This window comes from Janthinobacterium sp. BCJ23 (assembly GCF_059617945.1).
Map to the genome: position 1 here is coordinate 1 of NZ_JCAQAW010000016.1, position 10,069 is coordinate 10,069.

Genomic DNA, 10,069 nt, shown 5'->3' on the forward strand with positions numbered 1-10,069 from the left:
CAGGCATCAACACCAGCGGCGAGATCAACATCGGCTATACCTTGTCGAATGCGTTCGGCACCTCGGCGCCGGTGACGTCGACCATTACCGTCAATCCGATGCCGCAAGTGCTCAGCCAGAGCGTCACAGTGGTGGCCGGCCTGACGGTCACTGTCGACCTGACGGCGGGCGCCACGGGCGGTCCGTTCACGGCGGCGAATGTGCTGAGCGTGGCGCCGGCCGAGGCGGGCAAGGTGGTGGTGCGCGACGTGGGCACGGCCGGCAAGCCGTCGTACCAGCTGAGCTTTGCGGCCTCGGGCAAATTCGCCGGCGCGGCCGTCGTCAGCTACACCCTGAGCAATGCGTATGCGACCTCGAAACCGGGCGTGGTCAACGTCACCGTGACGGCGCGGCGCGACCCGTCGGTCGATCCGGAAGTGATCGGCCTGCAGGCGGCGCAAGCCGATGCGGCGCGGCGTTTCGCCAGCGCGCAGCTGTCGAACTTCACGCAGCGCCTGGAAAGCCTGCATGGCGATGGCTGGGGACGCTCGAGCTTTGGCCTGAGCCTGACGCCGCCGAACGACAGCGGCAACCCGACGGCGGCGCTGGCGCGCTGGCAGGCGGACGAAGCGGACCGCGTGTTCGGCACGGCCGTCAAACCGTTCATGCGCAAGGCGGCCTTGCGCCAGCCAGGCGCTGGTTTCAGCAGCGATGAACGGCAGCAGGTCGATGTCAGCGGCGCCACCAGCGGCTTGCCGGACATGCCGCAAAAGCCCGATACGCAGAAGCAGGCCTTAGCGCTGTGGCTCGGTGGCGCGGTCGATTTCGGCCAGCACTATGTGAATGGCCGCGACACGGGCTTCCGCTTCCGTACCAACGGCGTGAGCGTGGGGGGCGACTACCGCCTCAGCGACCTGGCGACCCTGGGCGTGGGCGCCGGTTTCAGCCATGACCGCAGCGACGTGGGCCAGAACGGCAGCCGCAGCACGGCCGACAGCGCCGTGGCGGCCGTGTATGGCAGCCTGCGTCCGAGCAAGGGCGTCTTCCTCGACGGCGTGCTCGGCTACGGCACCTTGCAGTACGACGCGTCGCGCTACCTCGCCGATGGCAGCGGTTTCGCCACGGGCGAGCGCGACGGCAAGCAGGTGTTCGGCGCAGTCGTCGGCGGCATCGAGATGCGCCATGACACCTGGATGTGGTCGCCGTACGGCCGTGTGGAACTGATGTCGGCCAAGCTCGATCCGTACATGGAAAAGGCGGCGGGCATCAACGCCCTGAGCTACTTCAAGCAGACCGTGCGTTCGCGCATCGGCGCGCTCGGTGTGCGGGCCGAAGGCATCTATGTGGGCGGCCTGGGCACGTGGTTCCCGCGCGCACGGCTCGAGTACCGGCACCAGTTCCAGGGCGCCGATGATGCGCGCCTGGCATATGCCGACCTGGTGGCCGAAGGCCCCGTGTACGTGATCCGCACGGTGCCGCAGCAGACGGGCAACTGGGCGGCGGGCCTGGGCGTCAAGCTGCTGCTGTCGAACGGCATGACCATCACGCTGGACTACAACAGCAATCTGAACATCGATAGCGGACGTACCCAGTCCGTGATGTTCGGTATCGCGATGCCGCTCAAGTAGCGTTGTGAATCAAGGAAGTGACGCCGCGGGGCGGGAGCCGGTGCTTCCGCCCCGCGGCGCATGTGGCGCCTGGTTTTTCATGTCATTGCCGTGCCAGGGCGGCAATGATTCCATTAGAATCAGGCATCGTCTTCACCACACTGCTTACGGAATGGAATACCTGGAATGATGACTGTCCTGACCCTTGAACATTTTGCCGCACGCATCAACGAGACGTTTATTGCGGCCAGTGACGGCAATGCCGCCTTTGTCCTGAAGGAAGTGCAGCCGCTGCCGTCAGCGACCCTGGAGGGCTTGATGCGCAAGCCGTTCAGTCTGCTGTTTCACCATAGCTCGCCCATCCTGTTCAGCCAGAAAATCTTCCAGATGCAGCATGAGGCGTTTGGCGAGATGGGTATCTTTTTGGTGCCGGTGGCGCGTGACAGCCACGGCTTTCTGTACCAGGCGGTGTTCAACTGAGGCCGGTACGCGAGAAGGGCAGGGCGGCACCGCGCTGGCGCCGCCTGCCTGGATGAATCCAACTTAGTCGAATGACGGGAATTCGCCTTGCAGCGCGATGCAGAAATTCAACGCCAGCATCGGCTGGCGGTTTTCGTGCGCCTGGCCGCCACCGGCACTACCGATCGCGGTCGGGGACAGCGATACATTGGGTGGCGTTGCCGGCACGAACGCGGACGTGCCGCCAAGGGCAATCAAGCCATCGCCCGGAAGCGGTGTGTTGTGCTGCAGGGCGGCGGTGGGCTGGCGGTACACATTGAGTTGGTGGGCGTGGTTCGGCATTTCCGTGGTGTTCAACGTGACGCTGTTGGTGCCGAAGGTCTCGCCCATCACGCGCGGTGTCAGGCCCGGCCCCTGGCCCTGGCTGCACGGCGCGCGTCCCGTGAAGTTGGGCAACTGGAAGGTCGTGGTCCCATTGCCGCCATACTGCGTGCCGATCAAGGAAAACAGGGCTGAATATTGCTGTATCTGCAGGGTGGCGCCATTGCAGCTGGCCCATCCGTAGGGTGTGAAATTGAAGCCGAAGACTTGTATTTCGCCAAGGTATGGTGAGGTCACGGTAGGTTCTCCTGATCGATTTTAGGGACTGCGCTTGCGTGCCGGCTGTTATTGCTGGGATGGGAAAATGCCTGCCCATGCGATGCAAAATGACGCTGTCAGGGTTGGCATGGTGTTCTCGTGCGGCAGGTTGCCGCCTGTCGCGCCCGTGGCGGCGCTTGCCAGTGCATAGGCGGTCAGGCCGGTCAGGTCGCTCGTGTACATCTTGTCGTTATTCGACGGGGCAGTCAGCAGCAGGTTGGCCGCCGGCACGTTCGAGGTCGCCAGGGTGCTGTTCACACTGAACGGGTGCGTATGCAAAGGAAGCTGGGTCGGCAGCAGGGTCACCGATTCGCTGCCGCTTCGTTGCCCGAGGGGGCGGTTGCTCAGGCCTGGACCGGTACCCATGTGCAGGGGAACCTGGCCGCGCAGGTCGGGCACGGCAAAGGTGTTGACCCCGTCGCCACCGTAGGTAGTACCCAGCAGGACGAACAGGACTTCATTCTCGGCGATCGATTTCAGGCTGCCGTCGCAGGCGAACCAGCCGCTGGGAATGCGGGAAAAGGCAAACAGGCGAATTTCGCCGACATAGGGTGTGGTCATGACTATGCTCCGTAAGAGTGGCGGATTCGTTAGTTGCGCGATGGGAAGATACCGCTCAAAGCGATATTGAAGTTGATGACCGAGAACGGCTGCATGTTGGGATGCGCCTGGTTGCCGCCGGCCAACGCCAAGGTCTGGCTGGACAGGGTCACTTGCGGTCCCGCCGAACCGTAGATGGATTCCGCGCCACTGCCGCCAAACAGGGTATTGGTGGGGTTTTTCGAGGTGCCCGGCGTCGTCACCGCATTGGCCGCATGCGTGTGCGGCGGAATTTGGGTCGCTAGCAAGGTGACAGTCTCCTGCCCCGCCCGCGTACCGGTCTGGTATGGCGATGGTTGCCACGCGCCATCGGCCGAAGTACCCGCGCCAACCGGGGTACAGCCTTGCAAGTTAGGCAAGGCAAAGGTGTTACTGCCGTTCCCCCCGTAAGCGGTACCCAGCAGTGCAAACAGCGCCTGATTCTGCGCAATGGGCAGCAATTGCCCGTTACATGCTGCAAAGCCACGCGGCGCAAAATTGAAGCCGCCCATCATGATTTGTCCTAGATACACATCAGCCATCATCGTTCTCCCACGGTTGGAATGCAGCTCAATGGCAAACGAATAATATTTTCCATTTGCAATCAATGTTGCGTTTTAAAAAACCCTTTTTGTTATAGTTACTTTATTGAAATCTCGGAGTAGCATACGTTGTCATATGGCAAGCGTCAACATATGTTGGCACTGTAGAAGAGCCCGGAATGGGCAGCGCTGACGGCCTGAAATCACCTTCATTTTTGTCTGAAAAACTCTGTATTGGAGAAACTATGTCGCGTATTTGCAACGACATCATCGGCCGTCCGGCACTTTCTTTTCTGCTCGCCTTGTTTGCTGGAAATCGGAAACGAATGTCGGATCGCGGCGCCAGCGGGACGTTGTTAGCTTGCCGTCTCGGGCAGTGGTTCGCTGCGCTGTGCCTGCTGATGCTGGCGTTCGTCGCCAATCCTGCGCAGGCCGTGCCGAGCGTGAAATGTACGGCCAGCCAGAGTTTTTCAGTCGCCTCGGGCGGCTCGCATATCATCGACCTGTCGTCCTGCAGCGGATTCGGCCTGATTGACAATAACGCGACGCCCTTGCACGGCACGATTACAGGCCTCGTCAATAACAGCGATGGCATCGCCACCTATATCAACAATGGCGACGGGGCGCTGTCCGACAGTTTTATCCTGCTCGACGAGGATAGCAAGGAGGTGACTTTCACCGTGACAGTCGCGCCCGCGGCGGCTGCCTTTACGGTGTTGCCGGGCAGTTTGACCGCGCCCGTGATTGGCACACCTTACAGCCAGACCATGTCGTCGAGTGGCGGCATCGCTCCATACACCTATGTGCTCGATTCAGGCACCTTGCCACCCGGTATCAGCGTATCGCCGAGCGGCGTGATTTCCGGCACCGTGACGGCTACCGGCGCCTATGTGTTCGGCGTCAAGGTTACCGACTCGACCCCGGGCACGCCGCAGGTGGTCATCAAGAACTATTCCGTGTCGATCGCCGTACCGATCTTGTCCATCACCCCCACCACCCTGACGGCGGGAGGCTTGGCGACGCCCTATAGCCAGCAGATGTCGACCGCGAATGGCACCGCGCCCTATACCTATGTGGTGGAGTCGGGTGCCTTGCCCACGGGCCTGAACATGTCGAGCAGCGGCCTGCTTTCGGGCACGCCCACCGCCCTGGGTACCTATAACTTTGTGATCAAATCCACCGATGTCACGGGCGGCAATGGACCGTACAACACGTCCAGAAGCTATTCCCTGGTGATCAATGCCCAGCCGCCGCCGACCATCACAGGCGTGACGCCTGCGTCCGGCCCCAGCACTGGCGGCACGGCCGTCACCATTACCGGTACCGGCTTTACGGGCGTCACGGCGCTGAAGTTTGGCGCCAACAATGGCGTCGCCATTACCGTCGTCAACGCCACGACCATGACCGCCACGTCGCCAGCCGGCGGCGCCGGCACCGTGAACGTCACCGTCACCGCCAGCGGCGGCACCAGCGCCACCGGCGCCGCCAACCAGTTCACGTATATTCCTGCGCCGACGGTCACCAGCATTTCGCCCACGGCAGGTCCTACCGCCGGCGGCACCAGCGTCACCATCACGGGCACGGGCTTTACGGGCGCCACGGCCGTGACCTTCGGCGCCACGGCAGCGACCGGCTTTACGGTCAACAGCGCCACGCAGATCACGGCGACGGCACCGAGTGGCAGCGGCACGGTCGACGTACGCGTGACCACGACGGGCGGCACCAGCGCCACCAGCGCGGCGGACCAGTTTACCTATGTGGCGGCGCCGACGGTGACGAGCATTTCGCCCACGGCCGGCCCGACCACTGGCGGCGGCACCGTCACCATCACCGGTACGGGTTTTAGCGGCACGACGGCGGTGACCTTCGGCGCCACGTCGGCGACGGGCTTTACCGTCAACAGCGCCACGCAGATCACGGCGACGGCGCCAGCGGGCACGGGTACCGTGGATGTACGCGTGACCACGGCGGGCGGCACCAGCGCCACCAGCGCCGCCGATCAATTTACCTATGTGGCCGCACCAGTGGTGAGCAGCATTTCGCCCACCGCCGGCACAACTGCAGGCGGCACCACGGTCATCATTACAGGCACGGGCTTTAGCGGCACGACGGCCGTGACCTTCGGCGCCACGGCGGCGACCGGCTACACGGTCAACAGCGCCACGCAGATCACGGCGACGGCGCCGGCGGGCAGCGCAGGCACGGTCAACGTGCGCGTCACTTCGGCCGGCGGCACCAGCGCCACCGGCGCCGGGAATCTGTACACCTATGCGGCGGTGCCGGCGGTGACGAGCATTTCGCCCGCTGCCGGTCCGGTTACCGGGGGCACGAGCGTCACCATCACGGGCTCGGGCTTTACGGGCGCCACGGCCGTGACCTTTGGCGCCACGGCGGCGACTGGCTACACGGTCAACAGCGCCACGCAGATCACGGCCACGGCGCCAGCCGGCAGCGCCGGCACGGTCGACGTGCGCGTCACGACGACGGGTGGCACCAGCGCGACCAGCGCGGCGGACCAGTTCACGTACGTGGCGGCACCGGTGGTCAGCAGCATTTCACCGACGGCGGGGCCCACGACGGGCGGCACCACGGTCATCATCACCGGCACAGGTTTTGCCAGTACGACGGCGGTGACCTTTGGCGCCACGGCGGCCACCGGCTTTACCGTCAATAGCGCCTCGCAGATCACGGCAACGGCGCCGGCCGGCACCGGCACGGTCGATGTGCGCATCACCACGGTTGGCGGCACCAGCGCCACCAGCGCGGCGGACCAGTTCACGTATGTGGGTGCACCGGTGGTGAGCGGTATTTCCCCCACCTTTGGTCCCACAGCCGGTGGCGCCAGCGTCACCATCACCGGTGCGAATCTTGGCGGTGCGACGGCGGTAACGTTCGGCGCTACGGCAGCGACCGGCTTTACGGTCAACAGCGCTTCGCAAATCACGGCGACGGCGCCCGCCGGCACGGGCACGGTCGATGTGCGCGTGACCACGATTGGCGGCACCAGCGCCACCGGTGCGGCGGACCAGTTCACTTATGTGGCGGTGCCCGTTGCCGGCGCAGTCAGCGCGACGGTGGCGTACGGCAGCAGCGCCAATCCGATCACCCTGGTCCTGAGCGGCGGTGCCGCCACCTCGGTGGCTGTGGCGTCCGCTGCATCGCATGGCACGGCGACGGCCAGCGGCACCAGCATCACCTACACGCCGACGGCAGGTTATGGCGGCAGCGACAGCTTTACCTACACGGCCACCAATGGCAGTGGCACGTCGGCACCGGCCACCGTGACGATCACCGTCGGTGCGCCGACCGTGACGGTCGCGCCAGCCACCGTGCCCGGCGCAGCAATCGGTGCGGCATACAGCCAGAGCATCAGCGCAGCGAACGGCTTGGCGCCATATGCGTACGCGATCAGCGCCGGTGCCTTGCCGGCTGGCCTGAGCTTGTCCAGCGCCGGTGTGCTGTCGGGTACGCCAACGGCGGGCGGTACCTTCAACTTTACCGTGCTCGCCACGGACAGTTCGACGGGCAGCGGCCCGTATTCGGGCGCACGCGCCTATTCGCTGACGGTAGCGGCGCCGACGATCAGCATCGCGCCTGCAAGTCTGCCGGCAATGACCACTGGCGTCGCCTTCAGCCAGGGTATCAGCGCCACCGGCGGCACGGCGGCATATAACTATGCCGTCAGCGCTGGCAGCCTGCCAGCGGGACTGAGCCTGGCGCCGGACGGTACCTTGTCCGGCACGCCGACGGCGATCGGTGCGTATAACTTTACCGTTACCGCCACCGACAGCAGCACGGGTGCCGGCGCCCCTTTCACTGGTTCGCGTGCCTATTCCGGCACGGTGGTGGTGGCGGCTCCAGTGGCCGGCGCCGTCAGCGCCACGGTGGCGTACGGCAGCAGCGCCAATCCAATCACCCTGAACCTGAGCGGCGGCGCGGCGGTGTCGGTCGCGGTGGCATCCGCAGCATCGCATGGCACGGCGACGGCCAGCGGCACGAGCATCAGCTACACGCCGACGGCAGGTTATGGCGGTCCCGATAGCTTTACCTATACGGTCACCAACGCCAGCGGCACGTCGGCACCGGCCACCGTGACGGTGACGGTGGGTATTCCCAATATCAGCCTGACGCCGGCCACCCTGCCCAATGCGACGGCGGAAGCGGCTTACACAGCAACCTTGACGGCGGCGGGCGGCACGGCGCCATACACCTTCAGCGTGGCCAGCGGTACCTTGCCGGCCGGCTTGAGCCTGAACGCATCGACCGGCGTGGTGTCCGGTACGACCAATGTGGCGGGCAGCTTCCCTGTCAGCATCAAGGTTACGGACAGCAGCACGGGGGCAGGGGCGCCGTTCAGCGCTACCAACAGCTACACCTTGAGCGTTGCCGCCCCCGTAATCGTGGTGACGCCAAGCACCTTGCCGGCGCCGAAAGTGGCCACGGCATACAGCCAGCAATTGGCGGCCAGCGGCGGCATCGCTCCGTATGCGTATACGGTATCGAGCGGTAACCTGCCAGCGGGCCTGACCTTGAACAGCAGCGGTTTGCTCAGCGGTACGCCAACAGCGGCCGGCAGCTTCACCGTGACAGTGCAAGCGGCCGATGCGCACCAGTTCACCGGTACGCGCAGCCACACCCTGGTGGTGTCCTCGGCCACGGTCAGCCTGACGCCGGCCACCCTGCCGAATGCGGCGGCGGAAGCGGCCTACACCGCAACATTGACAGCGGCGGGGGGCACGGCGCCCTACGTCTTCAGCATCAGCAGCGGCAACCTGCCTGCCGGCTTGACCCTGAATGCATCCACCGGCGTGGTGTCCGGTACGACGAATGTGGCCGGCAGCTTCCCGGTCAGTATCAAGGTCACCGACAGCAGCACGGGCGCGGGGTCGCCGTTCAGCGCCACCAACAGCTATACCTTGAGTGTTACCGCGCCGGCCATCACGGTGACGCCAAGCACCTTGCCGGCGCCGAAAGTGGCCACGGCATACAGTCAGCAATTGTCGGCCAGCGGCGGCGTCGCTCCGTATGCCTATACCGTGTCGAGCGGCAGCCTGCCAGCGGGCCTCACCCTGAGCAGCAGCGGTTTGCTCAGCGGCACGCCGACGGCGGCCGGCAGTTTCACGTTGACGGCGCAAGCGGCCGATGCGCACCAGTTTATCGGTACGCGCAGCTACACGCTGGTGGTGTCCTCGGCCACGGTCAGCCTGACGCCGGCCACCTTGCCGAATCCAACGGCGGAAGCGGTCTACACTACGACGCTGACGGCAGCGGGCGGCACGGCGCCGTACACCTTCAGCGTTAGCAGCGGTACCTTGCCCGCTGGCCTGAGCCTGAATGCGGCCACGGGTGTACTGTCCGGCACGACGAATGTGGCGGGCAGTTTCCCGTTCAGTATCAAGGTCACGGACAGCAGCACGGGGGCAGGGGCGCCGTTCAGCGCCACCAACAGCTACACCCTGAGCGTCGGCGCGCCAACCATCACCGTGACCCCAGCCACCTTGCCGGCAGCGACAGCGGCCACGGCGTACAGCCGTCAACTGACGGCCAGCGGCGGCGTCGCTCCGTATGCCTATACGGTGTCGAGCGGCAGCCTGCCTGCCGGCCTGACTCTGAGCGGCAGCGGCTTGCTCAGCGGTACGCCCACGGCGGCCGGCAGTTTTACGTTGACCGTGCAGGCGGAAGATGCGCACCAGTTCACCGGCACGCAAAGCTATACGCTGACGGTCGCGTCAGCCACGGTCAGCCTGACCCCGGCCAGCTTGCTCAACCCGACGGCCGAAGCGGCCTACAGCGCGACCCTGACGGCAACAGGCGGCACGGCACCCTACAGCTTCGCCGTGATTGGTTCGCTGCCAGCGGGCCTGAGCCTGAACGCATCCACCGGCGTGCTGTCCGGCACGACAAATGTGGCGGGCAGTTTCCCGTTCAGCATCAAGGTCATGGACAGCAGCACGGGCGTGGGGGCGCCGTTCAGCGCGACCAACAGCTATACGCTGGCCGTCGCGGCGCCCACCTTGACCCTGACGCCGGCCAGCCTGGCGGCGATCCGCGCCGGCGATGCCTACAGCCAGACCTTCACGGCCGCCGGCGGCGTGGCGCCGTATGCGTATGCCGTGAGCGGCGGCGCTTTGCCGACCGGCCTGGCGCTCGATGCGGCGACCGGCATCGTCAGTGGCACGCCGACGGTGGCGGGCAGCTTTGCCTTTACCTTGCAGGCGAAGGATGTGCACCAGTTCACGGTGCAGCAAGCGCTGACCCTGCAGG

The 10,069-nt window shown here is 65.3% G+C and carries 6 protein-coding genes and 1 pseudogene; 3 read left to right on the forward strand and 4 right to left on the reverse strand.

The features are described 5' to 3' along the window. Nucleotides 1-1,607: autotransporter domain-containing protein (locus tag AC54AG_RS28110; RefSeq protein ID WP_496632611.1), on the forward strand; the 1,607-nt coding region annotated here is incomplete at its 5' end. A gap of 165 nt (nt 1,608-1,772) precedes the next feature. Beyond that, the gene (locus AC54AG_RS28115; protein ID WP_496632613.1) at nt 1,773-2,066 is read left to right on the forward strand and encodes a DUF6916 family protein; all 294 of its coding nucleotides are present in this window, start codon (nt 1,773-1,775) and stop codon (nt 2,064-2,066) included. Between the two features lie 63 nt (nt 2,067-2,129). Here the strand turns inward: AC54AG_RS28115 and AC54AG_RS28120 are convergent, their stop codons facing one another. From AC54AG_RS28120 to AC54AG_RS28135, 4 genes and pseudogenes are all read right to left on the reverse strand, one after another. Further along, a complete protein-coding gene (locus AC54AG_RS28120) occupies nt 2,130-2,663 on the reverse strand; it encodes a phage tail protein (protein ID WP_331778075.1) in 534 nt (177 codons plus the stop codon). Nucleotides 2,664-2,711: 48 nt separating this feature from the next. Beyond that, entirely contained in the window at nt 2,712-3,245 is a 534-nt protein-coding gene (locus AC54AG_RS28125; RefSeq protein ID WP_496632615.1) for a phage tail protein, read from the reverse strand. Nucleotides 3,246-3,274: 29 nt separating this feature from the next. Next, nucleotides 3,275-3,532 (reverse strand): phage tail protein, encoded by a 258-nt coding sequence (locus tag AC54AG_RS28130; protein WP_254798449.1) that lies wholly within the window; start codon nt 3,530-3,532, stop codon nt 3,275-3,277. Nucleotides 3,533-3,631: 99 nt separating this feature from the next. Further along, nucleotides 3,632-3,808, reverse strand: a pseudogene (locus AC54AG_RS28135) (phage tail protein); the annotation flags it as partial. 323 nt (nt 3,809-4,131) lie between these two features. On the opposite strand from AC54AG_RS28135, the gene AC54AG_RS28140 reads away from it, so the two are divergent. Beyond that, on the forward strand, nt 4,132-10,069 hold a 5,938-nt coding region (locus AC54AG_RS28140), incomplete at its 3' end, for a beta strand repeat-containing protein (protein ID WP_496632617.1).

Excerpts from the sequence above, each read along its gene's own strand:
- AC54AG_RS28115 (WP_496632613.1), top strand. The coding sequence starts at position 1,773 with ATGATGACTGTCCTGACCCTTGAACATTTTGCCGCACGCATCAACGAG.
- AC54AG_RS28125 (WP_496632615.1), bottom strand. The coding sequence starts at position 3,245 with ATGACCACACCCTATGTCGGCGAAATTCGCCTGTTTGCCTTTTCCCGC.